Below are 24,818 nucleotides of genomic sequence, written 5' to 3'. Positions count from 1 at the left end.
GGCGTCACCTCAGGAGTCGGAGCCCACCGCGGCGAGTCGAGCCTCTTCGTCGGCCTGGATCGCACTCTCGATGATCGGCTCGAGAGCGCCGTCCATCACCTGATCGAGGTTGTAGGCCTTGAATCCCGTGCGATGGTCGGCGATGCGATTCTCGGGGAAGTTGTAGGTGCGGATGCGCTCGGACCGATCCATGCCGCGGATCTGTGACTTGCGTGCATCGGATGCCGCGGCATCCAGCTCCTCCTGCTGCTTCGCCAGTAGTCGCGCCCGGAGCACGCGCATCGCGGCCTCACGGTTCTGCAGCTGCGACTTCTCGTTCTGCATCGACACGACGATTCCACTGGGCACGTGGGTGATGCGCACGGCCGAGTCGGTCGTGTTGACGGACTGACCGCCCGGGCCCGAGGACCGGAAGACATCGATCTTCAGGTCGTTCTGATTGATCGCGATCTCGTCGGGCTCGTCGACCTCGGGGAACACCAGCACTCCGGTGGTCGAGGTGTGGATCCGCCCCTGCGACTCGGTCGCGGGCACGCGCTGCACGCGGTGCACGCCGCCTTCGTACTTCAGGTGCGCCCAGACGCCCTGGGCGGGGTCCGAGGACGATCCCTTGATCGCGACCTGGACGTCCTTGTAGCCGCCGAGATCGGATTCGTTGCGCTCGAGGAGCTCGGTCTTCCAGCCCTTGGAGGCTGCGTACTGGATGTACATGCGCAGCAGATCCGCGGCGAACAGCGCCGACTCGGCGCCGCCCTCCCCCGCCTTGATCTCCATGATGACGTCGCGCGCGTCATCGGGATCGCGTGGGATGAGCAGTCGGCGCAGCTTCTCCTGCGATGACTGCACCCCCTCTTCGAGGGTCGGGATCTCAGCGGCGAACGCCTCGTCCTCGCGGGCGAGCTCCCTCGCGGCGTCGAGGTCATCGGATGCCGCCGCCCACGCCTCATAGGCGGCGACGATCCGCGACAGCTCGGCGTAGCGACGGTTGACGCGCTTCGCCCGAGCAGCATCGGCGTGCACCGCCGGGTCGGAGAGCTCCTCCTGCACCCGGCGATGCTCGTCGATCAGAGTCTGGACGGACTCGAACACCCCGGCTCCGCTCAGCGGATGTTGTTGTCGTGTCCGTGCGCACCCGAGGGGAGCGTCGGAATCGACTTCTGCATCTGCACGAGGAACTCGACGTTCGAGTGGGTCTCCCTGAGCTTGCCCAGGACGACCTCGAGCGCCTGCTGCTGGTCGAGGCCTGCAAGGGCGCGACGCAGCTTCCAGGTGATCTTGACCTCGTCGGTCGACAGCAGCATCTCTTCGCGGCGGGTGCTCGACGCGTTGACGTCGACGGCCGGGAAGATGCGCTTGTCGGCGAGCTGGCGCGACAGGCGCAGTTCGCTGTTGCCGGTGCCCTTGAACTCCTCGAAGATCACCTCGTCCATCTTGGAGCCGGTCTCGACCAGCGCCGTGGCGAGGATCGTCAGGGATCCGCCGTTCTCGATGTTGCGCGCAGCACCGAAGAAGCGCTTGGGCGGGTACAGCGCCGAGGCGTCGACGCCACCCGAGAGCACCCGTCCGGATGCCGGAGCAGCGAGGTTGTACGCACGGCCGAGGCGGGTGATCGAGTCGAGCAGCACGACGACGTCGCGGCCCAGCTCGACGAGACGCTTGGCGCGCTCGATGGCGAGCTCGGCGACCGTGGTGTGGTCTTCTGCCGGACGGTCGAAGGTCGAGGCGATGACCTCGCCCTTCACCGTGCGCTCCATGTCGGTGACCTCTTCGGGACGCTCGTCGACGAGCACGACCATGAGGTGGACCTCGGGGTTGTTCTGCGCGATCGCGTTGGCGATCTGCTGCAGGACGATCGTCTTGCCGGCCTTGGGCGGCGCGACGATGAGGCCGCGCTGTCCCTTGCCGATCGGGGCCACGAGATCGATGATGCGCTGCGTGAGCTTCTCGGGCGCCGTCTCGAGGCGCAGACGCTCCTGCGGGTAGAGCGGCGTGAGCTTGCCGAACTCCACACGGGTCGCGGCGTCGTCGATCGACAGGCCGTTGATCGAGTCGACCTTCACCAGCGCGTTGTACTTCTGGCGGCCCTGCTGCTCACCCTCGCGGGGCTGCTTGATCGAGCCGACGATCGCGTCACCCTTGCGGAGGTTGTACTTCTTGACCTGTCCGAGCGACACGTAGACGTCGCTGGGGCCGGCGAGGTATCCGGTCGTGCGGACGAAGGCGTAGTTGTCGAGCACGTCGAGGATTCCGGCGATCGGGACGAGGACGTCGTCCTCGCCGATCTCGGTGTCGAACTCGTCCGTCGGCGCGCCGCCGCGGCGCTTGTTGCGCTGACGGTTGCGGCCGTTGCCGCCCTCGTCTTCGGCGGGTGCCGTCTGCGGCTGCTGCTGGGGCTGCTGCTCGCCGCCCTGGCCGTTGCCGTTCTGGCCGCGTCCGCGGTTACGGCTGCGGTTGCGGTTGCGGTTGCGACCGCCCTGCTCCTCGCCGTCGCCGGAATCCGAGGAGGAGTCCGCCGCGGGTGCTGCCTCGGCCGGTGCGGCGTCAGCGGGCTTCTCGGCTGCGGGAGTCTCGGCCTCGGCAGCAGGCTTCTTCGCCGTGCGGCGTCCGCGACCGGTGGTCTTCTTCGGCTCGTCGGCAGAACCCGCCTCTGCGGAACCGGCGTCCGCGGAGCCGTTGGACTCTGCGGTCTTCGCTGCGGGAGCCTCGGTGGATTCGGCGGGTGCCGGCGCGGAGGCTGCAGGAGCCTCGGCGGTCGCCGCAGGAGACTCAGCGTTCTCTGCGTCAGCCTTCTTCGCACGGCTGCGGCGAGGGGCCTTCGCCTTGGGTGCCGCGTCGGCGGCGGGTGCCTCGGCGGCGGGTGCCTCGGTGGCCGGTGCGCTGTCGGTGGATGCTGCGGCCTTCTCGGCCTTCGCGGCGGCGGTCGCGGTGCTCGCACGGCGCGGAGCGCGCTTGCGGGCCGGTGCGACCTCGGTCGCGGCGGTCGTCGCGGCGTCGGAGCTCGCGGCCTTCGCCGCAGCCTCGGCGGCGGGTGCCGCCTGGTCGTTCTGGGTCTCGGAGAAATTCTCCACGAGTACTCCCTCTTTGGTCTCGGGGACATGAGCGGCACGCGCACAACGGGTGCTGCGCGCGATCGCACGGGCTGACGCTCGGCGTCAGCCAGCCTCTGCACTGGGTTCTCGGAAAGAACGAGGTTCTCGGTGAGAGCAGTGCGACAGGGGTTTTGCGTGCGGGTCTTGCAGAGTTGCAATGGGGCCAGATTCACGCAGTTACGTGGAGCCCTCCGCTCGATTCCCCACTGTACCACCACGCACGTCGACCGCGAGCAGCAGCGCATCCCACGGGGTGTCGGTCGTCGATTCCGCCAGTTCCACGGCGTCCTGACGACTTCCGGGGCCGTCTGCGAGAACCAGCACGCTGGGTCCGGCGCCGGACACCACGGCGGCGAAACCTGCCGCACGGAGCGTCTGGACGAGCCGCTGCGTCTCGGGCATCGCCTCGGCGCGGTAGTCCTGATGCAGTCGGTCGGCGGTCGCGTCGAGCAGCAGCTCCGGGCTCTGCATCAGCGCCGCGATGAGCAGCGCCGAGCGCGAGACGTTGAAGACCGCATCGGCCGTCGACACCTGCGGCGGCTGCAGCGATCGCGCCTTCGACGTCGACATCGTGTACGACGGAACGAGCACGAGCGGCGAGACGCCGCGGTGCACGAGGAGCTTCTTGTGCTGGGGACCTCGTTCGCCGACCCAGGCGATCGTCAGACCGCCGAACAGCGCGGGAGCCACGTTGTCGGGGTGCCCTTCGATCTCGGTGGCGAGGCGCAGCATGTCGGCGTCGTCGATGTCGACGTCGCCCTCGAGCAGGCCCTTCGCCGCGAGGATCCCCGCCGCGACCGCCGCGCCGGAGGACCCGAGTCCGCGCCCGTGGGGCACCCCGTTCTCCGCGACGATGCGCAGGCCCGGGACGGCGCGATCGACGTCGGCGTACACGTGAGCGATCGTGCGGACGATCAGGTTCGAGTCGTCACGAGGGATCTCGCTCGCGCCGGAACCCGAGACCTCGATCTCGAGCTCGCCGGCGGCGAGCTCGGTCACGAGAAGCGTGTCGTAGACGCTGAGCGCGAGTCCGAGCGTGTCGAATCCGGGACCGAGGTTGGCGCTGGTCGCCGGCACGGTCACCTCGACCGTGCGCCCTGCCGCCATCGTCACTCGCCTTCCACGCGGAGCACCGAGACGACCCGCTCGACGACAGAGCTGGCGGCGAGTGCGTCGACCGTGGCGCTGAGCGCGGCGTCCGTGGCCCGGTGCGTGCCGATGACGAGACGAGCGGTGGGCTCGTCCTCTCCTTCGACCGTCTGCACCACGGTCGCGACGGAGACCGATCCGTCGCTGAGGATGCCGGCGACGGTCGCGAGCACACCGGGGGCGTCCGAGACCTCGAGGGTGATCTGGTAGCGGGTGGTGACATGACCGATCGGCACCACCGGGAGGTTGGCCCTGGTGGACTCCCCCACGCCGACGCCGCCGGCGATATGGCGTCGAGCCGCCGACACGACGTCTCCGAGCACGGCGGATGCGGTCTGCACGCCACCGGCGCCTGCGCCGTAGAACATGAGCGAGCCCGCAGCCTCGGCCTCGACGAACACGGCGTTGTTGGCGCCGTGCACCGACGCGAGAGGGTGCGACGTCGGCACGAGGGCCGGGTACACACGCACCGAGATCGACTCGGTGCCGTTGGCCTCGATGCGCTCGCACACGGCGAGCAGCTTGATGACGAAGCCGGCTGCGCGCGCCTCATCGATCATCGACGCGGTGATGGTCGTGATGCCCTCGCGGTACACGGCGTCGAGCGGAACAGCCGTGTGGAAGGCGAGGCTCGCGAGGATCGCGGCCTTCTGCGCGGCGTCGTATCCCTCGACGTCGGCGGTCGGGTCGGCCTCGGCGTATCCGAGACGCTGCGCGTCGGCGAGCACATCGGCGAAGTCGGCGCCCTCGGTGTCCATGCGGTCGAGGATGTAGTTGGTCGTGCCGTTCACGATTCCCATGATGCGCACCACGCGGTCACCGGCGAGAGAGTCGCGCAGCGGGCGGATGATCGGGATGGCACCGGCGGCGGCGGCCTCATAGTAGACGGATGCGCCCACGCGGTCGGCCGCTTCGAAGAGCTCGGGGCCGTGAGTGGCCAGCAGCGCCTTGTTGGCGGTCACGACGTCGGCACCGGAGCCGATCGCCTGCAGGATGCTCGTGCGGGCGGGCTCGATGCCGCCGATCAGCTCGATCACGATGTCGGAGCCGAGGATCAGCGATTCGGCATCGGTCGTGAACAGCTCTTTCGGCAGATCGGTCTCGCGCGGCGCATCGAGGTTGCGCACCGCGATGCCGGCCAGCTCCAGCGTGGCACCCGCCCGGTCGGCGAGCTCATCGCCGTGGCGCAGCAGCAGGGCGGCCACCTGGGAGCCGACCGCTCCGGCGCCGAGCAGCGCCACCCGAAGTCGTCGATACTCAGTCGTCATTGCATCTCTCCTTAGGAGGGTGGTTCAGTCGTGCTTCGTCGGGGACCGCGTCGTTCGTCGCGCGGATCACCCGTGGCTCTCGGGGGCCGCGACACCGACGTCGCGAGACAGCACGTCGGCGATCGTCTCACCGCGGACGATGACCGCCGATCGGCCGTCGCTCACAGCGACGATCGGAGGGCGAGGGACATGGTTGTAGTTGCTCGCGAGCGGCGCACAGTACGCACCCGTCGAGGGGACCGCGAGCAGATCGCCGGGAGAGACGTCGGCCGGAAGGTACTCATGGTCGACGACGATGTCGCCGGACTCGCAGTGCTTGCCCACGACCCTGCTGAGCTGCGGCGAGCCGATGCCGACCCGGGAGGCGAGTCGAGCCGAGAACTGCGCGTCGTACAGCGCCGTCCTGGCGTTGTCGCTCATTCCGCCGTCGACGCTGATGTAGCGCCGGGTCGCGCCCGAATCAAGCGCGACGTCCTTGGTCGTCCCGACCTCGTAGAGCGTCACTCCGGCAGTGCCGACGATGGCCCTGCCTGGCTCGAACGACAACGCGGGCACGGCGATGCCTCGCGCGGCGCAGCCTTCGGCGACGGCGGCGACGATCTCGCCCGCGAGGGTCTCGATCGGCGTCGGATCGTCGACGCTCGTGTAGGCGATTCCGAACCCCCCGCCGAGGTTGAGCTGCGGAACCGGTCCGCCCTCGAGGAGAGTCGCATGGAGCTCGAGCACGCGCGACGCCGACTCGCGGAAGCCCGCGACGCCGAAGATCTGCGATCCGATGTGGCAGTGAAGGCCGGCGAACTCGATTCCCGGGATCTCCCTGATGCGGGCGACGGCCTGCTCGGCCTCGGGCAGCGGGAAGCCGAACTTCTGGTCTTCGTGGGCCGTCGCGAGGAAGTCGTGCGTCTCGGCGTGCACGCCGCTGATGACCCGCACCAGCACCCGCTGCACAGCGCCGGTCCTGGCGGTGATGGCCGCGAGACGCTCGATCTCGATCGCGCTGTCGACGATGATCGTGCCGATGCCCACCTCGACCGCGCGCTCGAGCTCGGCGACCGACTTGTTGTTCCCGTGGAACCCCAGCGACGACGGAGAGACGCCGGCCGCGAGTGCGACCTCGAGTTCACCACCGGTGCACACGTCGACGTTGAGTCCCTCTTCGGTCACCCAGCGCGCGATCGTCGTGGTCAGCAGCGCCTTGCCGGCGTAATACACCCGCGCGGTCGTGCCGTGGGCGGCGGCGGCCGCGTCGAAGGACGAGCGGAAGGCGCGGGCCCGAGATCGCACCTCGTCCTCGTCGATCACGAGCAGCGGCGTGCCGTACGACTCCGCGAGATCGGTGGCGGAGATCCCCGCGAGCCGCAGCGCTCCGTCGTCACCGCGGACGGCGGACGCCGGCCACACGGCGGTGGGAAGATCATTCGCGTCGTCGGGCACGACGAGCCATTCCGGGGCGAGCGAGTCGGCAGGGGAAAGCAAGGAACACCAATCGTGGGACGGGTCTCGGGCGGATGCGCGCACTGCGAGGTTGCCCCCGATTCTAGGGCACCGTGCATGCCGCATCAGTCATGGTGACGCCCGGCGTCAACCCCCTGCGGACACATACCACCGACTCCTAAGGTGGTGGAGATGAGCACCGAATCCGCAGCACCCGATGCCCGACGCCCCGGCCTGATCGCGCGCGTCAGCGCGTCGGCGATCCGCTGGGCTCTGACACGGCGCCCGGTCCGCGCGTTCCTGCTCTACTCCGAGCGGCGGGGCCCGATGCTCGCCGACAGCGTGACATACCGCGCTCTGTTCAGCGTCTTCGCCGCCGTGCTCCTGGGGTTCTCGATCGCCGCTCTCTGGCTCGCCGGCAATCCCGACGCCTGGAACGCGATCATCTCCGCCGTGCAGTCCGTGGTGCCCGGTCTCATCGGCGAAGACGGCGTCGTCAATCCCGACGATCTCAAGGAGCCGATATCGCTCTCCGTCGCGGGCGCCATCTCGACGGTCGCGCTGATCGGCTCGGCGCTCGGCGCCGTCGGATCGCTGCGCACCGCGGTGCGCGTCCTCGCCGGAACCGCGCATGCCGACGTGCTGTTCATCTGGGTCATGCTCCGCAACCTGCTGCTCGCGGCCGGCGTCGCCGTGCTGTTCGTCGCCGCAGCGGCCGTCACATTCGCCGGTCGGCTCGGGATCACCTGGATCAGCGGTCTGCTCGGCATTCCCGAGGATTCGCCCGCGGCATCCTGGAGCATCCGGATCGTCTCCCTGGTCGTCGTGCTGGCACTCGACACGGTGCTCATCGCCGGGGTGTTCCGCCTGCTCTCCGGGCTGCGCCCCGCAGGCCGTTCACTCTGGATCGGGTCCCTCATCGGCGGAGTCGGGCTGCTCGTGCTGCAGGAGCTGTCCGGCCTGTTCATCGGCGGCGCGACGAGCAACCCCCTCCTCGCCTCCTTCGCCACTCTGCTGGCGCTGCTCATCTGGCTCAACCTGTCGACCCAGGTCATCCTGATCGCGTGCGCCTACATCGTCACGTCGGAGGAGGAACGCAAGGACCGGGTGCACGCGCGGTTCGGCGCGACGACCTTCCCCCAGCGACGTGTGCAGCGCGCCGAAGCGGAGGTCGCGCTGGCGACGTCCGAGCTTCGGGAGGCGCAGAAGGCCGAGCGCGAGGCCCGTCTCGGAACCGACGAGGACTGAGCCCGTCTCAGGGGCAGGTGCCCTTCTCGAGCAGGGTCTGATCGGTCGCGATCGCACCGTCGACGTCGACGTCGATCACAGCCTCCGATCCGTCGATCGTGAGGCCCGTGAGGGTGATGCCGGCGGGAAGCTGGTCGGCGATGCAGATGCGCTGCGTCTGGGTGAGCTGCTCCCCCAGAGCACCGAGACTCGAGCCGACCTGATCCGCGTCGACCTCGAGTCCGCCGACGGTGAGGCCGACAGGAGTGAGCTCGAGATCTCCCTCGGCCACCCCCGGGGTCACCGTGAGCGATACCGGGATGGCGAGGCCGAGAACGCTCACCGAACCCGCGACCGTCGCGTTCGGCGATTCGAGCGTGACCGTGTCGATCGGCAGCTCGGTGTTCGAGAGCAGGGACGTGAACTGGGACTCGTCGATGCGGATCGAGCCGGATGCGGATGCGAGGTCACCGCCGCGTAGCGGCACGCCCGTGGCGGTGACGTCGACGGCGCCCGTGACCCCCTCCAGCGTGACCGAGTCGGTCGAGAGATGCAGGGTGTCCAGCGTTCCGCCGATCAGCTGCGGGATCAGGATGCCGTCGGCTTCGACGGCGAGCTTCTGGTCGGCCGGCAGGTCGAGCTGCTCGATCACCATGCCCCGCACGATGCCGGGCAGGACAGCGCGCGCGATGAGCTCCGCAGCGACGGCGAGAACAGCGAGAACGACCACGACGATCAGCAGCACCCAGGGCCAGCGCTTGCGCGCGCGCTTCGGCGGTGTGGCACCGGCATCCCCGCCATCCTTCCCACCCGGGATCACGAGCGTCGGATGCTCGGAATCCGCGGACGGGTAAGGAAGGGTGTGATTGTCGTCGCTCATGCTGCCATCCTGCCCTACGGCACGGACGACGGCAGAGGTCACATGCGCTCGGGAGCGGACACGCCGAGCAGGTCGAGGCCGTTGCGGAAGACCTGCCCTGCGGCGTCATTGAGCCACAGACGCGTGCGGTGCACGGTCTCGATGGGGTCGTCGCCCTGCGGGATCACGCGGCAGTTGTCGTACCAGCGGTGGTACAGGCCGGCGAGCTCCTCGAGGTAGCGCGCGACGCGGTGCGGCTCGCGCACCTCGGCCGCGAACGCCACGATGCGAGGGAACTCCTGCAGAGCGCCGAGCAGAGCGCCCTCGGTCTCATGCGTGAGCGTCTCGGGCGCGAACTCCGAGCGATCCACACCCGAATCGGCGGCATTGCGGGCCACGTTGTGCGTGCGGGCATGCGCGTACTGCACGTAGAACACCGGGTTGTCGTTCGTGCGCTTCTGCAGCAGCTCAGGATCGAGAGCGAGCGGCGAGTCAGCAGGCGAGCGCTCGAGCGAGTAGCGCAGCGCATCGGTGCCGAGCCATTCGCGCAGATCGTCCATCTCGATGATGTTGCCCGCACGCTTGCTCAGCCGCGCTCCCCCGACCGAGACCAGCTGACCGATCAGCACCTCGACGTTCTTCTCGGGGTCTTCCCCGGCGGCGCCGGCGATCGCCTTGAGGCGGTGGACGTAGCCGTGGTGGTCGGCTCCGAGAAGGTACAGCTTGTACTCGAAGCCTCGGTCACCCTTGTTCAGGTAGTACGCGGCGTCGGCGGCGAAGTACGTGTACTCGCCGTTGGAGCGACGGATCACGCGATCCTTGTCGTCACCGAAGTCGGTGGTGCGCACCCACACTGCACCCTCGTCGTCGAACACGTGTCCCTGCTCGCGCAGGCGGTCGACGGCGCGATCGACGAAGCTGACGCCGTCCGCGTCCTTGGCGTGCAGCGTGCGCTCCGAGAACCACACGTCGAAGTCGACGTTGAACTTCGAGAGCGACTGCTTCTGCTCCTCCAGCTGGAACCCGTAGGCGAGCTCCCGCGCGACGACCACCTGCTCGTCACCGGAGAGCTCGAGCAGGTCCGGACGCGCCTCGAGAACACGAGCGGCCAGATCGCCGATGTAGCTGCCGGCGTACCCGCCCTCGGGAGTTGGTTCGCCCTTGACGGCGGCCAGCACCGAATTCGCGAAGCGCTCCATCTGCACTCCGGCATCGTTGATGTAGTACTCCCTCGCGACCTTCGCGCCGGAGGCCGCGAGCACCCGGGCGATCGCATCGCCGAGCGCCGCCCAGCGAGTGTGGCCGATGTGCAGCGGCCCGGTCGGGTTCGCGCTCACGAACTCGATGTTGATGCTGTGACCGGCCTGCGTGTCGTTGCGCCCGTACTCGGCGCCGGCTTCGACGATGAGCTTCGCCAGCGCGCCGGCGGCAGCCGCGTCGAGGCGGATGTTGATGAAGCCCGGCCCTGCGACCTCGGCGGTCTGCACGCCATCCACCTGCGCGAGGCCGTCGGCGATCTGCTGCGCCAGCTCGCGCGGGTTCGTGCCGAACGGCTTCGCCAGGCGCATCGCGATGTTCGAGGCCCAGTCGCCGTGGTCGCGGTTGCGCGGACGTTCGAACACGATGTCCGACGCGGACAGCGAGAACGGCTCGCCAGGACGTCGTTCCTCGGCGATCGGTGCGAGGACGGCGAGGAGGGCTGTGGCGAGCGATTCAGGGTTCATAGGCCTCCCAGTTTACGGCGCGTCACGCGCCCGAATTTGCGAGGGCGGATTCGTGATCTACAGTCATGCCATGAAGGCCGCATCCGCCCGCTATCGTCTGCCCGTCGCGGGCCTCGCCGTCGCAGTGATCCTGGCGGTCGCGGCAGTCGTCCTCGGCGTGTGGCGGCCCTGGGTTCCGATGCCGTCTTCGGCACCCGTCGGTGCTGCGGCGGCAGCGGACGAATCGGTCGCGATCGCGCCGGTTCCCCTTCTTCTTCCGGAGCATCCGACCGTTCTCGTGTTCGGCGACTCCTGGACCTACGGCTCGGCCGCGACCGAGCCGACCCTCGGATACGCCTATCAGCTCGCCGACCTGATCGGCGGACGGACGATCGTCGACGGAGTCCGCGGCAGCGGTTACCTCAAGCCCGGACTCGATGGCCCGGCCTTCGGTGTGCGCATCGCCGCTCTGGACCCGACACTCACCCCCGACCTGATCATCCTCCAGGGGTCGATCAACGACCGGGCGCAGGGCGAGGCCGGATACCGCGAGGCCGTCACCGCCGCGTGGGATGCCATGGCGGCGAAGTATCCGGAGGCGTCGATCGTCATTCTGGGGCCGGCGCCGCACGAACTTCCCGTGGGCACTGAGACCGCGCGCATCGACGCCGATCTCGGTGAGCTCGCCGCCGCTCGCGGATGGTGGTTCATCTCCCCCGTCGCACAGAACTGGATCACCGACCAGAACTACCTGTCGGTCATCGACGTCGAGATCGGCCGCAAGCATCCGTCGACCGACGGCCACCGCTACCTCGCCGAGAAGCTGGCCGCAGCGCTCGGCGAACTGGGCGACGCGCCGGTGACCGAGGCCGGTGGGTCGGAGACCACTCCCGAGCAGTGATATTGTCGATCGGTACGCCTCCGTAGCTCAGTGGATAGAGCGCCGGTTTCCGGTACCGTAGGTCGCAGGTTCGACTCCTGTCGGGGGCACACACGGGTCACGCGCTGCATGAATGAGAATTCGCACGCGGAGCCGAGATATCGAGAAAGGCCGCCTGGTTCCAGGCGGCCTTTCTCGTTGCGCTCGCGGCCCACTTACTCCGGTGGCTCGCTGCCGAGTTCACGACGGGCCAGTTCGAGCGAGCTCATCGCGGCAGCCTCGCTGGAATGCCCCTCACTGACGGCCAGGTAGTGGCCTCCCGCGCTCTTGAGGCGCCATCGGTAGTCTCCGGACGCGTCGCGGTAGACCTCGAACCGGCCCTTCGGCCCTGGCTCCACTCTGCCGAGCGCAGCGGCGACCGCCGGGTTCCTGACCTCCGCGAGGATCGTCGCGCGCAGCTGCGCCGCCGGCGCCTCAGCCACCCCCGTGAGAGACGAGAGGATGCTCACCGCGGTCGCCCGATCTTCGTCCGTGACCCACCGCTCACGCGCGAGCGCCTCGATGAGCCTGAGGCCGCTCGCTGCCTCCTTGAGATCGGAGCTGAACGCGAGCTCATGCGCGTGCTCGAATCGGCGCGACCACTCCTGACGAGCATCCGTGGCTCGCTGGGTCCGCCTCGTCAGCATGAAGCTGACGACAGACCAGATCAGTCCGACTCGTGCCACGCCGGCCGCGATGATCGCGGCGAGGAGTGTCGCGCCGGAGTCCGTCATGCCCACACGATAGCGCGCACCGACCGAGCCGGGACAAGGATTCCGTCCGCTTGACCCCTAGTCGTAGCTGTGGTGCACATGCCACCCGTCCTCACCCCGGAAGACGTCGAACACCAGGGAGTGGCCCTCGTCATCCGTGCCCTGGAACCGCCATCCGTACAACCCTCGCTCCGACTCCGGCGCCGCTGACCAGATCGAGTCCCTGAGTCGCGTGGGCGTGTCGGAGACCTTCCACCGACGCCCGGCGAAGACCATTCGCGACGGGATGTCGTCGACCATCCATATAGTCGCAGGCAGATGAGCAGGAGCTGGTCGCATGAATCGAGAATAGAACAAATCTTCGAATCTTGCTACCGTTGTCACTGGGCCGGAGAAGGGAGCCGGCATGGGCACGAGCAAGCGCCTGGCAGCCCACTACGACATGCGCTCTCAGCATCAGACCATCCTCACCGCAGCGCGCGCCGGCGCTCTTCAATCCCTGACGGAGCGCGAGCTGGCGCTCCGGGAACAGCCCGTCACGATCTATCCGCAGCCGTACCGTGCGGTCCGCGCGTGGGTGCGCTTCGGGCCCGAAGCGGTGCGGGTCGATGCGAAGCTCGCGCGGTCGACACCGTTGGCCGCAGGCATCGAGTTCCGGGCAGGCGACCGGACGTTCCGGTGCTGGGTGTGGGGCAATGCGGTGACCGTCGATGAGGGCTAGCGAGACCGACTTCGGAGCAGAGGCTCTCGACGCCGGAACAGAAGTTCGTCGGGAGAACTCCTGCGCGCCATCGGCCAGCTATTGAGCTACTGGACTCTGACGGACGAGCAGCACGCCACTCTGATCGACATGCTCGTCGATGCGCGCGGGCTCACGGTGCTGGGTGAGTCGCACGACCGGCTCGGCCGAGACGTGGTCGGGCTCCGGGTGAGCGATGAGGGGACGTCCTACCAGAGCACCCTCCTCATCTCCGAGGACACCGGCCGGATCACAGGCATCGAGAACGAGCTGACGAAGCCGATGGAGTTCATCCCGGCCGGCGTCGTCGGCTACACGATGTGAGACATCGAGTAGCCACGGGGTACATGAAGGAATCAGGCGGCCGACGTCGCGTCGGGCTGGTCCTCACGTCGGGTCTTGGCGGTCGCTCCGAGGGAGATCGTCGATAGGAGGCCGAGGGACAGGAACCCTGCCGCCGTCCACGCCGCGAAACGCGTGCCGTCGGAGAACGCGGCCTTGGCGTCGTCGGCGATGTCAGCCGTCTCGGGCTGCGCCTCCAGTCCGCTGATCGCTCCGCCCGCACTGTCGACGACGGCCGACACGATCTGATCGCGCTGCTCGGCCGGGAGTCCCCGAGCGTCGAGTGATGACGCGAGGATCCCGGCTGTGCTCGTGAACAGCACGGTGCCGAGCACTGCGACCCCGAGCGCTGCACCGAGCTGTCGTGACGTCGACTGCGTGCCCGAAGCCGCGCCGCTGTCGTCGACCGGCACATCGGCGAGCACGACGCCGGTCAGCTGAGCGGTGGCGAGGCCGACACCGAGGCCGTAGACGAAGAGGAACGGGATCAGCGGCACCCACGACGCATCGGGGGCGATGACGAAGCCGACTCCGGCGACACCGACGATCTCGGCGATGAGGCCCGCACGGACGACCCACACCGGCGCGATCTTTCCACTGGCCGCCCCCGCGGCACCGCTCGCGACGAAGGATCCGAGGGCGAGCGCGAGCAGCAGGAGTCCGGTCTGCAGCGCATCGAAGCCGAGGACGAACTGCAGCCACAGGGGCAGAGCGAGGATGATGCCGAACTCTCCCAGCGACACGACTGTCGCCGCGATGTTGCCGTTGCGGAACGAGGGGATGGAGAACAGACGCAGAGCAAGCAGCGTGGACCTGCCCTGCCGCTCACGATGCACACCCCATGCGATGAACGCGACGAGTGCCACGATCGCCAGCGCGAAGGCGAAGGGGATCGGAGAGACATCGAGCGGCCAGGCCCAGTCGCCGATCTGCGGACGTTGATCGACGAGCCACCAGCCGTACGTGCGCCCCTCGATGAGGCCGAACACGAGGCTGGCCATGGTGACGACCGACAGGATCGCCCCGACCACATCGATCTTCGACGTCCGGTCGCTGCGCGACTCCCCCACCGTGAGCAGCACGCCGATGACGATGATGATGCCCAGCGGGATGTTGATCCCGAACGCCCACCGCCAGGAGAAGGCAGTGGTCAGCCATCCGCCGAGCAGCGGTCCCACAGCGGCCATTCCGCCGATCGTCGACCCCCACACCGCGAAGGCGATCCCCCGCTCGCGCCCTCGGAAGGTGGCGTTGATGATCGACAGCGTGGTCGGCAGGATCATCGATCCGCCCACTCCCTGCGCAAGACGGGCGAGGATCAGCATCCCGCCGTCCGGAGCGAAGGCCGCGAGCACCGAGGATGCGGCGAAGACCACGACTCCGATGATCATCACGCGCCGACGCCCGAGCCGATCCGCGAGGCTGCCGAACACGAGCAGCAGCGCGGCAAACACCAGCGTGTACGCCTCCTGCACCCACTGCACTTCGGTGGAGGTGATGCCGAGATCGTCGACGATCGCCGGAATCGCCACATTCACGATCGTCGAGTCGACGATGATCAGCGAGACGGCGATGCTGATGAAGACCAGGCCCACCCAGCGCAGGCGAATGTAGCGTTCCATGACTACTAGCTTAGCTAGCAATAAGCGCGGCGTGCTGTTTTTTCGATCTCGAGGTGCACCCGGTTACAGCATCGCGGTGAGCACTCCCTGCGCGAGGAATCCGGCTTCCGCATCCGACGGAGTCAGAGCGAGCCAGGCGAGTTCGTCGGTGCCGGATGCCCATTCGGCGACCGCCGTCGTCTTGCCGTACCCGCTCGGAGCGCTGACGACGCTGAGATGCCGCCCTCTCGCCGCCTCGATCAGTGCATCGTTCACCCGCGCTCGCCGCACGCCTCCCGGTTGTCGTTCCGGAGGGCGGAAGCGCACAGCGGGTACAGGACGAGACAGGCGCGTGGGGGAGGCCATGCCCTCAAGGTAGCGACGGGCGGTATATCGGACAAGAGCATGTCTCCCTGACGATCACCAGTCGGTGGGAGCGATTCCACGTCGCCACGTCACCGACGACACCGTCCCGCGAGCCCTCACCCGCATCGGGTGAGGGACACGCCATCCGCGCCGTCCTCGGTGCACTCTGAGATCAGCGCGCCGGACCGTGCGCGGGGAGGTTCGCGATGACGGATGGGGCCGACCATGGGTGAACTGCTGGTCACACTCATCCCCGTCGCGCTCGGAGTCGTCCTGAGCCCCTTGGCGATCATGGCTCTGGTGGCCGTGCTGCTCTCCCGACGAGCGAGTGCGAACGGCATCGCGTTCCTGATCGGGTGGGTCGTGGGGCTCGCCGGCCTTCTGGCGCTGGCTCTCTGGCTCTTCGGCGTCTTCGAGGTGCACGGGCTTCGCGAACCGCCGCTCTGGGTGCCGATCCTCCGTCTGGTGATCGGACTGTTCCTCGCGGGCGCCGCCGTCTGGGTCTACCGCAAGGGCTCTGCGCGCATCCGTCAGATGGCCGCCGCATCCTCGCCGCAGCAGGTGGTCGCGGCCGCTCCGCAGCTGCCGGGGTGGCTGCATGCCGTCGAGACGTTCCGACCCGTGCGCACCGGATTCCTCGGGCTGGCGCTCTTCGTGCTGAACCCCGTCGACGCGTCCTGCGCCATCATCGCGGCGCTCGACATCTCGCTCGCGCAGGTCGGCGACGACGCGGTCTGGGTCGCCCTGGCGTTCGTGGTCTTCGGGACGTTGCCCATCGCGGTGCCGGTGTTCTACGTCGCGATCCGAGGCGAGCGCTCGCAGCCGCTGCTCGACTTCGCCCGACGGTGGGTCGCCGGGAACACCCACGTGATGAACGCCGCTCTGCTGCTCGTGATCGGCGCCCTCCAGCTGCAGAAGGGCATCTCAGGGCTCCTCTGAGCGAACGACGTCGTCTCGTCGACGAGCTCAGATAGGTTGTGCACAATTTAATCGCGTGCAATACTCGAGGTATGGCCGTGACCGATGAGATGGTGTGCTTCTCGCTGTACTCCGCCGCCCGAGCGACGACGCAGGCGTACCGTGCCCTCCTGGCCCCGTGGGGTCTGACCTACCCGCAGTACCTCGTGCTCGCGATCCTCTGGATGGAGGGCGAGCAGACGATCGGCTCGCTGGGCGGCGCCATGCAGCTCGACTCCGGCACCCTCTCCCCCCTGGTCCGCCGCCTCGAGCAGGCGGGCTACGTCGCGCGGGCCCGCAGCTCGGCCGATGAGCGCGTCGTCACCGTGCGCCTGACCGACACCGGCATGGCTCTGCGCACTGAAGTCGCTCCGGTTCACACCAAGATCGCCGCCCTCGCCGGAATGCAGGACGACGACCAGCGTCACCGCCTGATCACCGAGCTGCAGGAGCTCACCGCACGCCTGCAGCTCGCCGACTGACCCCAACCCGCAACCCGGAAGGAGTCCACACGATGGACGCTCTCTACACCGCCGAAGCACTCGCCACCGGAGCCGGACGAAACGGCCGCGTCACCACGGGCGAAGGCCGACTCGACCTCGACCTCGCCATCCCGAAGGAGATGGGCGGCAGCGGCGACGGCGCCAACCCCGAGCAGCTGTTCGCGGCCGGGTACGCCGCCTGCTTCCACTCCGCACTGCAGACCGTCGCGCGTGCGCAGAAGGTGAAGATCACCGATTCGTCGGTCGGGGCCCGCGTGCAGATCGGGTCGAACGGCGAGGGCGGATTCGGCCTCGCCGTGCAGCTCGAGGTCGTCATCCCCGACCTTCCGCACGAGCAGGCTCAGGCGCTCGCAGACGCCGCCCACCAGGTCTGCCCGTACTCCAACGCGACGCGCGGCAACATCGACGTCGCGATCACCGTCTCCGACGACTGATCCCGCTCGACCTCCACCACGACCGATCCCACAAGGAGAACATCATGCGCGCCCTCACCCACGAGACCTTCGGAGAACCCGAAGAGGTCCTCACCGTCACCGAGCGTCCGACGCCGGAGCCCGGCCCCGGCCAGGTCCGACTGAAGATCGTCCTCTCGCCCATCCACAACCACGACCTGTGGACGATCCGCGGCACCTACGGCTTCAAGCCGGAGCTCCCGGCAGCATCGGGCACCGAGGCTCTGGGAATCGTGGATGCTCTCGGCGAGGGCGTCGACGATCTCTCCGTCGGTCAGCGCGTCGCGACGGGCGGCACCTTCGGCGCCTGGGCGGAGTACGTCGTCGCGAACGCCGCGGGCCTCATCCCCGTGCCGGAGTCGCTCAGCGACGAGAGCGCCGCGCAGCTCGTGTCGATGCCGTTCAGCACCATCAGCCTGCTGCACTTCCTGGGCGCCGAGAAGGGCGACTGGATCGTCCAGAACGCGGCGAACGGCGCGGTCGGTCGCATGCTGGCACAGCTCGGCGCCGCTCGTGGCATCAACGTCATCGGGCTCGTCCGGCGCTCGGCCGGGGTCGATGAACTGCGCGAGCAGGGCATCGAGAACGTGGTCTCCACGGATGCGGACGACTGGCGCGAGCAGGTCGCCGCGATCACCGGTGGCGCGCACGTCGCCTTCGGCATCGACTCGGTGGGCGGCTCGTCGGCCGGCGACGTCCTGTCGCTCCTCGGCGAGGGTGGCACTCTCGTCGCGTTCGGTGCCATGAACTCCCCCACGATGGAGATCGCCTCGGGCGATGTCATCTTCAAGCAGGCGACCGTCAAGGGCTTCTGGGGCAGCAAGGTGATCCAGACCATGGATGCCGGCACGCGCGGCGCCCTGTTCGGCGAACTGATCCAGCGCGTCAGCGACGGCACGCTGACCCTGCCCGTCGCCGGCGTCTTCGATGCGGCGGATGCCGCAGAGGCCGTCCGCGCAAGCAACACCGCGGGCCGGGTGGGCAAGGTCCTCCTGCAGTTCTGACCTGGTCAGGCGCAGGGCGGTCGGATTACTTGACAGCGGCAATTAATGCCGCCTACGCTGACGGTGACATCGAGATCGATCGAACACACCGGAGTGCGATGACCGACACCCTGCGCCTCACCTGGGACGCCCCCGCCACCCGCTGGGAGGAGGCGACGCCCCTCGGCAACGGCCGCATCGGCGCGATGGCGTTCGGCGGCTCCGACGGCCACTATCAGCTGAACGACTCGACGATCTGGTCGGGAACGCCCGACGGCCCCGCGCGTGCACTGCAGAAGGTGCGCGCCGGGGGTGCCGGCCCCGAACGGCTCGCGGCCGTGCGCGAGGCCCTCGCAGCCGCCGACGTGCGCCGGGCAGAGGAGCTGCTGATGGCGTTCGAGGGTCCCTACTCGCAGGAGTTCCTCCCTCTCGCCGATCTGCTCGTGCGCGTGGCGGACGCTCGATCGGATGAGACCGTCCCCGCTCGCATCCTCGATCTCGACAGGGCGACCCTCGTCGAGTCACTGCGCACCCCCGCCGGCCGAGTGACGCGACGGTCCTGGGTCTCGGCTCCGGCTCGCGCCCTGATCATCGAGCTCACCTCGGACGACGAGTTCGAGACCACCGTCGAGCTGTCCACCCCGCTCCGCGGTCGCGTCGTCGACGCGTCCGACGCGCTCGTGCTGGATGTGCAGGTTCCGATCGACGGCGCCCCGCTGCACGAGGACTCCGTCGACCCCCTGCGCTATGCCGACGACGATGCCGAGTTCGACGCCTACGCGGCCGTCGCCGTCTCCCTCGACTCGGATGGCGAAGTGGGTCGCCACGACGATCGCATCGTCGTCCGCCATGCCCGCCGCCTGCTGATCGCCCTGTCCACTTCGTCGCGCGCCGGGTCGTGGTGGGCCGACGCCGACGGGGACTGGCGGACCGCCTCACGCGAGGCGATCCGGAATCGCGCACGAGAGAGGGCGGAGGCCGCGGCTCAGCGCGACACCTCGTCTCTCCTCGCCGAGCACGTCGCCGACCGGCGCCGCATGACTCGGGCGCGATTCGCGATCGGCAGTCGGCGTGAGGGCGAGTGGAGCGTCGATCGCGACGTTCTCCGAGGCTCCGACCCCCTGCTCCGCGCGACGATCGCCGCCGAATTCGGGATGTACCTCCTCGCGTCGAGCTCTCGTGCCGGCAGCCCTGCGGCCAACCTCCAGGGCATCTGGAACGACCAGCTGCAACCGGCCTGGTCGTCGAACTACACGATCAACATCAACACCGAGATGAACTACTGGGCGGCGCCGATGCTGCTCGATCCTGATGTCCTCGAGCCGTTGATCTCCCTCGTCGAGCGCCTCGCCCGCACCGGCTCCGACACCGCCAGGGAGCTGTACGGAACGCGCGGATGGGTCGCCCATCACAACAGCGACGTCTGGGGGTGGAGCCTGCCGGTCGGCGACGGGCACGGGGCGGCGAGCTGGGCGATCTGGATGATGGGCGGAGTCTGGCTCACCCACAATCTCTGGGACGCGTACGAGTTCGGTGGCGACGATGAGCTGCTCCGCGCTCGCATCTGGCCGCTGATGCGGGGCGCGGTGGAGTTCTGCCTCGACTGGCTGACTCCGGGCCCCGACGGGCACCTGCACACCTCGCCGTCGACGGCCCCCGAGAACTCCTATGTGGCCGCCGACGGTCTGCCGACGCCGCTCGGCCTGACCGCGACGTCGGATCTCAGCCTCATCGGCTCGCTCTTCGAGCGCGCGCTCGTCGCGATCCGCCGACTCGGCATCGACGACGCACTGGAAGCCGAGGTGCGCGAGGCGCTGGCAGCCCTCGCTCCGTTGCGCGTCGGCTCCGACGGCCGACTGCTCGAATGGTCCGAAGAGGTCGACGAGCATGAACCGCTGCACCGGCACCTCTCCCCCGTGGTCGGACTCTTCCCGCTCGACCAGGTGACGCCCGAGCGGACTCCGGAGCTGTTCGACGCGTCTGTGGCGCTCATCGACGCACGCGGGCCGGGAGCCATGGGCTGGTCCTGGGCGTGGAAGGTGGCACTGCGTGCCAGGGAACGGCAGGGCGACATCGCCGCCTCGCTGCTCGAGGAGGCGCTGACGCCGTTCGACGGCGACGCTACGCGGCACGGGCCCGTCGACGGCTCGGAGTGGGGAGGCCTGCTCCCCAACCTCTTCAGCACGCATCCGCCCTTCCAGATCGACGGCAACCTCGGATTCCCCGCCGCGATCACCGAGATGCTCGTGCAGAGCCACGGCCGCACAGTGCGTCTGCTTCCCGCGCTCCCCGCATCCTGGACCCACGGAGACGTCCAGGGCATCGCCGTGCGACCGGGCCTCGTGCTCGACCTCGCCTGGGCGGACGGGCGGGTGATCTCGGGTGCTCTCCGCAACCCCGGCGAGCGCGACAGGGAGGTCTCCGTCTCGAACGGCGAGCGGGAGGCGATCATCGCTGTGCCGCCGGGCGCTCGGATCGACCTCGCCGATCATGATCTTCTCTTCTCCGCGTCGGCCGACCAGGAGGAGTCCCGTGCGCGGTGAGGTGCGTGATGTCGTCGCCCCCACCACGCAGACCGAGCCTGATGACTTCGATGCCTTCTGGGCGGACACGATCGCTCGCACTCGGAGCTTTCCGCTCGACCTCTCCGTGACCCCGATGCCCACGCGTCTCACCCAGATAGACGTGTACGACGTGTCGTTCCGCGGGTACGGCGGAACACCGATCCATGCTTGGCTGCGCGTGCCGCACGGTGCCGCGGAGCCCCTCCCCGGGCTCGTGCAGTTCTTCGGCTACGGCAACGGCCGAGGTCATGCCCTGCGCGATCTGCGGTGGGCTGCCGCGGGCTACGCGCACTTGGTGGTGGACGCGCGGGGGCAGGGACACGGCGACACCGATGACGATCATGCCGACGGCGGTCCGTCCGCCGGCGGATTCCTCACCCGCGGCATCCGCTCGCCTCAGGAGTACTACTACCGCAGGGTGTATGCGGATGCCGTGCGAGCCGTCGACGCGCTCCGTGCCGTCGACGTCGTCGACGCGGATCGCGTCGGCGCGGTCGGCGCGAGCCAGGGAGGTGGAATCGCGCTGGCGATCGCCGGCCTGGTCCCCGACCTCGCCGTCGCGATCGTGCAGGCACCCTTCCTCTGTGAACTCGACCGGGCCGCCACGCTGAGCACCGATCACCCGTACACCTTGCTCACGCAGTACTTCGCGGATCGGCGCGGCGACGCCGCCGCGGCTCTCGAGACGCTCCGATATTTCGACGGGATCAACCACGCGAAGCGTGCGACGGCCCCGGCTCTGCTTAGCACGGGACTCCTCGACGGCATCGCGCCGCCTGAGACCGTGCTGCCCGCATTCGCCGCGTACGGCGGCCACAAGACCGTGGTCCTGTGGCCGTACAACGGGCACGAGGCCGGCGGAGACCTCGACGAGGAGAACGCCCTGGAGTTCGCGGCCGAGCACCTGGGCCTGCACAGCCGACCGCCTCACGGCGGATTCGCTACGATAGCCGACACGACACGAAGGACCTGATGGACCACGACACCGCAGCGCGAACCACCCTGATCCGCTCGGCGTCCGACGCGGGATCGCGGGTCTTCGAGACGATCCTGACGCGCAGTCCCATCAGCCGGATCGACATCGCCCGCCAGACGGGGCTCTCCCAAGCCGCCGTCACGAAAGCGGTGGCCCCGCTCGTCGCGGCCGGCCTCGTCGACGCGCCGCCCGCCTCGCATCGCGACGGCACCCCCGGACGCCCGGTGAGCCCCGTCTCCATCGTCCTCGAGTCGATGGTCATGATCGGCGTCAAGGTCAACGTCGACGAGATCATCGCCGTCGCCACAGATCTCGCCACGACCGTGCTCGCCAGCACCCGTCGTGCGCTTCCCTCCGATGATCCCCACACCGTCATCGACGCCATCTCCGACGTCGTCGCCGCGCTCGCGGCCGAGCTCGGAGAGAGCGCGTCGGCCATCGCGGGAGTCGGAGTGTCGGTGTCGGGTGACGTCGACAGCATCACCGGGATCGTGCGCGAGTCGAACATCATGGGGTGGGCGGACGTGCCGCTCGGCGACCTGCTCCAGGAGCGCCTCCCCTGGCCCGTCACGCTCGAGAACGACGTGCACGCGCTGACGATCGGAGAGCACTGGTTCGGTGTCGGGCTCGGCACCGCCTCGTTCGCGATCGTCACCATCGGACGCGGGATCGGCAGCGGACTGCACCTCAACGGAGAGGTCGTGAGCGGGGCGTTCGGTGTCGCGGGCGAGATCGGGCACCTGCCGCTCGCCGATCCGGCACTCGTCTGCCCGTGCGGGCGTCGCGGCTGCGTCGAGGCCGCCGCCTCGACCGGAGCGATCGAGGCGGCGGTCTCCGGTGCCCTCGGCCGGCCGGTCGCGATCGATGAAGCCGTGGCTCTCGCCCACGCCGGAGACGCCGACGCCGACGCCGCATTCCGCGAAGCGGCCCGCCTCATCGGCACGGCCATCGCCACCCTCGTGAACCTCACCGGTCCCGAGGTCGTCATCATCGGCGGCGAGGGCGTCTCGGACTTCGACCTGTTCGAGAAGACCCTGCACGACGCGTTCGAGGCGCACGCGTTCGGCGCTGCGGCGCGCTGCCGCATCCTGACCCGTCCGCACACCTTCGAGGACTGGGCGCGAGGCGCATCCGCCGCCGCCATCCAGTCGCTCGTGCGCTGACCGTTCGGGACGAGCGGAAGAGAAGGGGACGGATGCCATCGGCATCCGTCCCCTTCTCGCGCCCAGCCCGCCACGGTCCGCAATGCAGAGATGCGCGGGACGGATGATCCGTCCCGCGCATCCCGTGTCGATCAGAGTGCGTCGTACGCGGTCTGCAGCAGCTCCAGGTAGCGTGCGAGCCCGAGGCCCTCGATGTCGGCGACGTACGCGTCCCACGCGCCGTCGTCCGTGATGTCGCGCTGCCCCGTGACGAACTCCGCCTGCGCCTGCGTGATGTAGGTGGCGATGTTCGTCTGCAGCTCCGCGAGCTCGGCCGAGGTCTCGAGGTCGGGCCACAGCTTCTCGATCGGGAAGATCACGCTCTCGTCGGGCTGGAAGGGCTCGTACTCCTGCGTCGCGTAGAGCAGACGTCGCTCGTATCCGTCGGGCGTGTAGATGTCCTCCGGCACGACCTGGGCGTTGCGGAACTCCAGCGAGTCCCAGTACTGCGACATCGAACGCCACGCGGCGTTGGAGGTCTCGTCATACGTGATGGGACGGAATGTCGGCTCGAGCTCGGGGTCGAGCGCGAGGTCGCCGTCGACCGCGGGCACCCACGCCTCCCCCTCCGGTCCCATCGACGCGCGGATCTGGCCCTCGTCCGTCGCGAGGTAGTCGAGCAGCTTGATGGCCTCGATGCGCTCGTCCTCGGTAGACTTGTTGGTCAGCGCGAACGTGCCCACCGGATTCACCGGCGACCGCCACGTGGCGAGCTGAGTGCCGTCCGGACCCGCGATCGGCGCGACCGCGTCGTAGTTCTTGTCACGTCCGTCAGGAGAGTCCGCCGAGACGAACACGTACGGGTGCAGCGTGACGGCGGAGCCGAGGATCTGCGCGTCCCCGCTGTCTCCGAGCGCCTTGAGGGCGTCGCCGTTCTGCGTGAACGCCCCGGTGTCGAGCAGCCCTTCCTGCGCCAGCGACGTGATGTACTCCAGCCCCGCCCGCCAGCTGTCCGAGGTGGCGTTGAGCGCGACCTCATCGCCGTCGAGCACGAGAGGCGGCGGGCTCGAGGGTCCGCCGACCGGCGCATAGGTGAAGGCGTTCATCAGATAGTTGATGATCGGCTCCGACGCCGAGCCGCTCAGCGGCACCTCGTCGGCGGCGCCGTTGCCGTTCGGGTCGCCGTCCTTGAAGGCGCGCAGCACCGTGCGCAGCTCCTCGGTGGTGGTCGGCTGCTCGAGTCCCAGGGCGTCGAGCCAGGTCGTGTTCATCCAGAGCTTCGACGGGTAGCTGCAGTGGAAGCACTCGCTCCACTGGGTGATCGCGTAGATGTGGCCGTCAGGCGCGGTGACCGACTGCTTCCAATCGGGCTTCTCCTCGAATCGCTCGGCGAGGTTGGGGGCGTATTCGTCGATGAGGTCTTCGAGGGGCACGAGCACCCCCTGCTGCCCGTACTTGAGGATCTCATTGCGCGAGAATCCGTCGACCCACGGCACGAGGAAGTACGCGTCGGGGTAGTCGCCGCTGGCGAGCGAGATCTGTCGCTTCTCCCCCGCGACGCTGCCGTCGTAGGTCGTGGTCTGCCAGTCGAAGTCGATGTCGAACTTCTTCTCGACCTCCTGGGTGAACAGATTGTCCTTGAGCGAGCCGTTCTCGCCCTGCGGGCCGAATGCGACGAGCTGGCCGTTGTCGTCGCTCGCCGGGGTGCAGGCGGCGAGCGCCAGTCCCGTCGCGACGACGGTGACCGCCGCGATCGCGCCTCGTGTGATGCGGTGTGTCATTGCCGGAATCTCCTTTGACCGGTTCAGGTGTGCGGGTGTGTGTGGTGGGTC

23 protein-coding genes and 1 tRNA gene are annotated in these 24,818 nt (G+C 68.8%); 12 read left to right on the top strand and 12 right to left on the bottom strand.

Going from position 1 to position 24,818, the window contains the following annotated elements; all coding sequences use genetic code 11:
* Nucleotides 1–9: 9 nt before the first annotated feature.
* From prfA to lysA, 5 genes are all read right to left on the bottom strand, one after another.
* The gene (gene prfA, locus AB0P11_RS15255) at nt 10–1,089 is read right to left on the bottom strand and encodes a peptide chain release factor 1 (protein ID WP_056278381.1); all 1,080 of its coding nucleotides are present in this window, start codon (nt 1,087–1,089) and stop codon (nt 10–12) included.
* 11 nt (nt 1,090–1,100) lie between these two features.
* Entirely contained in the window at nt 1,101–3,068 is a 1,968-nt protein-coding gene (gene rho / locus AB0P11_RS15250) for a transcription termination factor Rho (RefSeq protein ID WP_363522813.1), read from the bottom strand.
* A 198-nt stretch (nt 3,069–3,266) separates the two neighbouring features.
* Nucleotides 3,267–4,196, bottom strand: a complete 930-nt coding sequence (gene thrB, locus AB0P11_RS15245) for a homoserine kinase (RefSeq protein ID WP_053095746.1) — start codon at nt 4,194–4,196, stop codon at nt 3,267–3,269.
* Nucleotides 4,197–4,198: 2 nt separating this feature from the next.
* Nucleotides 4,199–5,506 carry a homoserine dehydrogenase gene (locus tag AB0P11_RS15240; protein ID WP_053095745.1) on the bottom strand — a complete coding sequence of 436 codons (1,308 nt, stop codon included), beginning with the start codon at nt 5,504–5,506 and terminating at the stop codon, nt 4,199–4,201.
* Nucleotides 5,507–5,572: 66 nt separating this feature from the next.
* Nucleotides 5,573–6,982: a diaminopimelate decarboxylase gene (gene lysA, locus AB0P11_RS15235; protein WP_056278376.1), complete on the bottom strand. Its 1,410-nt coding sequence runs from the start codon at nt 6,980–6,982 to the stop codon at nt 5,573–5,575.
* A 150-nt stretch (nt 6,983–7,132) separates the two neighbouring features.
* Between lysA and AB0P11_RS15230 the strand changes: the two genes are divergently transcribed.
* Nucleotides 7,133–8,188, top strand: a complete 1,056-nt coding sequence (locus AB0P11_RS15230) for a YihY/virulence factor BrkB family protein (RefSeq protein ID WP_056279027.1) — start codon at nt 7,133–7,135, stop codon at nt 8,186–8,188.
* Between the two features lie 7 nt (nt 8,189–8,195).
* Here AB0P11_RS15230 and AB0P11_RS15225 read toward each other — a convergent pair whose 3' ends face one another.
* Both AB0P11_RS15225 and argS read right to left on the bottom strand, forming a co-directional pair.
* Nucleotides 8,196–9,047, bottom strand: a complete 852-nt coding sequence (locus AB0P11_RS15225) for a DUF2993 domain-containing protein (RefSeq protein WP_363522810.1) — start codon at nt 9,045–9,047, stop codon at nt 8,196–8,198.
* 38 nt (nt 9,048–9,085) lie between these two features.
* Nucleotides 9,086–10,750, bottom strand: coding sequence for an arginine--tRNA ligase (gene argS / locus AB0P11_RS15220; RefSeq protein ID WP_363522808.1), 1,665 nt, complete (start codon nt 10,748–10,750; stop codon nt 9,086–9,088).
* A 70-nt stretch (nt 10,751–10,820) separates the two neighbouring features.
* On the opposite strand from argS, the gene AB0P11_RS15215 reads away from it, so the two are divergent.
* Nucleotides 10,821–11,630 carry an SGNH/GDSL hydrolase family protein gene (locus AB0P11_RS15215; protein WP_363522806.1) on the top strand — a complete coding sequence of 270 codons (810 nt, stop codon included), beginning with the start codon at nt 10,821–10,823 and terminating at the stop codon, nt 11,628–11,630.
* A gap of 16 nt (nt 11,631–11,646) precedes the next feature.
* Nucleotides 11,647–11,719, top strand: a tRNA-Arg gene (locus tag AB0P11_RS15210).
* Between the two features lie 105 nt (nt 11,720–11,824).
* Here AB0P11_RS15210 and AB0P11_RS15205 read toward each other — a convergent pair.
* Together AB0P11_RS15205 and AB0P11_RS15200 are read right to left on the bottom strand one after the other, a co-directional pair.
* Nucleotides 11,825–12,382, bottom strand: coding sequence for a DUF1508 domain-containing protein (locus AB0P11_RS15205; RefSeq protein WP_363522804.1), 558 nt, complete (start codon nt 12,380–12,382; stop codon nt 11,825–11,827).
* Between the two features lie 57 nt (nt 12,383–12,439).
* Nucleotides 12,440–12,700, bottom strand: coding sequence for a hypothetical protein (locus AB0P11_RS15200; protein WP_053095739.1), 261 nt, complete (start codon nt 12,698–12,700; stop codon nt 12,440–12,442).
* A gap of 67 nt (nt 12,701–12,767) precedes the next feature.
* Here AB0P11_RS15200 and AB0P11_RS15195 point away from each other — a divergent pair, with 67 nt between their 5' ends.
* Together AB0P11_RS15195 and AB0P11_RS15190 are read left to right on the top strand one after the other, a co-directional pair.
* Nucleotides 12,768–13,082: a hypothetical protein gene (locus AB0P11_RS15195; protein WP_072591100.1), complete on the top strand. Its 315-nt coding sequence runs from the start codon at nt 12,768–12,770 to the stop codon at nt 13,080–13,082.
* Nucleotides 13,083–13,163: 81 nt separating this feature from the next.
* Nucleotides 13,164–13,424: a hypothetical protein gene (locus tag AB0P11_RS15190; RefSeq protein ID WP_363522801.1), complete on the top strand. Its 261-nt coding sequence runs from the start codon at nt 13,164–13,166 to the stop codon at nt 13,422–13,424.
* A gap of 32 nt (nt 13,425–13,456) precedes the next feature.
* On the opposite strand, the gene AB0P11_RS15185 is transcribed toward AB0P11_RS15190, so the two are convergent.
* Nucleotides 13,457–15,064, bottom strand: a complete 1,608-nt coding sequence (locus AB0P11_RS15185) for a DHA2 family efflux MFS transporter permease subunit (RefSeq protein WP_363522800.1) — start codon at nt 15,062–15,064, stop codon at nt 13,457–13,459.
* A gap of 63 nt (nt 15,065–15,127) precedes the next feature.
* Complete coding sequence (locus AB0P11_RS15180) at nt 15,128–15,319, bottom strand: hypothetical protein (protein WP_363522799.1); 192 nt, start codon at nt 15,317–15,319, stop codon at nt 15,128–15,130.
* Between the two features lie 315 nt (nt 15,320–15,634).
* Between AB0P11_RS15180 and AB0P11_RS15175 the strand changes: the two genes are divergently transcribed.
* The 7 genes from AB0P11_RS15175 (at nt 15,635) to AB0P11_RS15145 (ending at nt 23,007) form a co-directional block, all read left to right on the top strand.
* Entirely contained in the window at nt 15,635–16,348 is a 714-nt protein-coding gene (locus AB0P11_RS15175; RefSeq protein ID WP_363522797.1) for a GAP family protein, read from the top strand.
* A 71-nt stretch (nt 16,349–16,419) separates the two neighbouring features.
* Nucleotides 16,420–16,848, top strand: coding sequence for a MarR family transcriptional regulator (locus AB0P11_RS15170; RefSeq protein ID WP_363522795.1), 429 nt, complete (start codon nt 16,420–16,422; stop codon nt 16,846–16,848).
* A gap of 32 nt (nt 16,849–16,880) precedes the next feature.
* Nucleotides 16,881–17,303, top strand: coding sequence for an organic hydroperoxide resistance protein (locus AB0P11_RS15165; RefSeq protein WP_053095718.1), 423 nt, complete (start codon nt 16,881–16,883; stop codon nt 17,301–17,303).
* Nucleotides 17,304–17,347: 44 nt separating this feature from the next.
* Complete coding sequence (locus tag AB0P11_RS15160) at nt 17,348–18,325, top strand: zinc-binding dehydrogenase (RefSeq protein WP_230100624.1); 978 nt, start codon at nt 17,348–17,350, stop codon at nt 18,323–18,325.
* Between the two features lie 98 nt (nt 18,326–18,423).
* Nucleotides 18,424–20,847 (top strand): glycoside hydrolase N-terminal domain-containing protein, encoded by a 2,424-nt coding sequence (locus AB0P11_RS15155; protein WP_363522792.1) that lies wholly within the window; start codon nt 18,424–18,426, stop codon nt 20,845–20,847.
* A complete protein-coding gene (locus AB0P11_RS15150) occupies nt 20,837–21,841 on the top strand; it encodes an acetylxylan esterase (RefSeq protein WP_363522790.1) in 1,005 nt (334 codons plus the stop codon). Before AB0P11_RS15155 ends, AB0P11_RS15150 begins: the two co-directional genes overlap by 11 nt.
* A complete protein-coding gene (locus AB0P11_RS15145) occupies nt 21,841–23,007 on the top strand; it encodes an ROK family transcriptional regulator (RefSeq protein ID WP_363522788.1) in 1,167 nt (388 codons plus the stop codon). Before AB0P11_RS15150 ends, AB0P11_RS15145 begins: the two co-directional genes overlap by 1 nt.
* A 131-nt stretch (nt 23,008–23,138) precedes the next feature.
* Here the strand turns inward: AB0P11_RS15145 and AB0P11_RS15140 are convergent, their stop codons facing one another.
* A complete protein-coding gene (locus AB0P11_RS15140; protein WP_053095713.1) occupies nt 23,139–24,767 on the bottom strand; it encodes an extracellular solute-binding protein in 1,629 nt (542 codons plus the stop codon).
* Between the last annotated feature and the right edge of the window lie 51 nt (nt 24,768–24,818).

The organism is Microbacterium sp. NPDC079176 (genome assembly GCF_040686675.1).
Taxonomy (GTDB): Bacteria; Actinomycetota; Actinomycetes; order Actinomycetales; family Microbacteriaceae; genus Microbacterium.
This window is presented reverse-complemented; position numbering and strand designations above follow the sequence as displayed.

Excerpts from the sequence above, each read along its gene's own strand:
- thrB (WP_053095746.1), bottom strand. The coding sequence starts at position 4,196 with ATGGCGGCAGGGCGCACGGTCGAGGTGACCGTGCCGGCGACCAGCGCC.
- AB0P11_RS15240 (WP_053095745.1), bottom strand. The coding sequence starts at position 5,506 with ATGACGACTGAGTATCGACGACTTCGGGTGGCGCTGCTCGGCGCCGGA.
- AB0P11_RS15230 (WP_056279027.1), top strand. The coding sequence starts at position 7,133 with ATGAGCACCGAATCCGCAGCACCCGATGCCCGACGCCCCGGCCTGATC.
- AB0P11_RS15225 (WP_363522810.1), bottom strand. The coding sequence starts at position 9,047 with ATGAGCGACGACAATCACACCCTTCCTTACCCGTCCGCGGATTCCGAG.
- argS (WP_363522808.1), bottom strand. The coding sequence starts at position 10,750 with ATGAACCCTGAATCGCTCGCCACAGCCCTCCTCGCCGTCCTCGCACCG.
- AB0P11_RS15215 (WP_363522806.1), top strand. The coding sequence starts at position 10,821 with ATGAAGGCCGCATCCGCCCGCTATCGTCTGCCCGTCGCGGGCCTCGCC.
- AB0P11_RS15205 (WP_363522804.1), bottom strand. The coding sequence starts at position 12,382 with ATGACGGACTCCGGCGCGACACTCCTCGCCGCGATCATCGCGGCCGGC.
- AB0P11_RS15200 (WP_053095739.1), bottom strand. The coding sequence starts at position 12,700 with ATGCGACCAGCTCCTGCTCATCTGCCTGCGACTATATGGATGGTCGAC.
- AB0P11_RS15195 (WP_072591100.1), top strand. The coding sequence starts at position 12,768 with ATGGGCACGAGCAAGCGCCTGGCAGCCCACTACGACATGCGCTCTCAG.
- AB0P11_RS15185 (WP_363522800.1), bottom strand. The coding sequence starts at position 15,064 with ATGGAACGCTACATTCGCCTGCGCTGGGTGGGCCTGGTCTTCATCAGC.
- AB0P11_RS15175 (WP_363522797.1), top strand. The coding sequence starts at position 15,635 with ATGGGTGAACTGCTGGTCACACTCATCCCCGTCGCGCTCGGAGTCGTC.
- AB0P11_RS15170 (WP_363522795.1), top strand. The coding sequence starts at position 16,420 with ATGGCCGTGACCGATGAGATGGTGTGCTTCTCGCTGTACTCCGCCGCC.
- AB0P11_RS15165 (WP_053095718.1), top strand. The coding sequence starts at position 16,881 with ATGGACGCTCTCTACACCGCCGAAGCACTCGCCACCGGAGCCGGACGA.
- AB0P11_RS15160 (WP_230100624.1), top strand. The coding sequence starts at position 17,348 with ATGCGCGCCCTCACCCACGAGACCTTCGGAGAACCCGAAGAGGTCCTC.
- AB0P11_RS15155 (WP_363522792.1), top strand. The coding sequence starts at position 18,424 with ATGACCGACACCCTGCGCCTCACCTGGGACGCCCCCGCCACCCGCTGG.
- AB0P11_RS15145 (WP_363522788.1), top strand. The coding sequence starts at position 21,841 with ATGGACCACGACACCGCAGCGCGAACCACCCTGATCCGCTCGGCGTCC.
- AB0P11_RS15140 (WP_053095713.1), bottom strand. The coding sequence starts at position 24,767 with ATGACACACCGCATCACACGAGGCGCGATCGCGGCGGTCACCGTCGTC.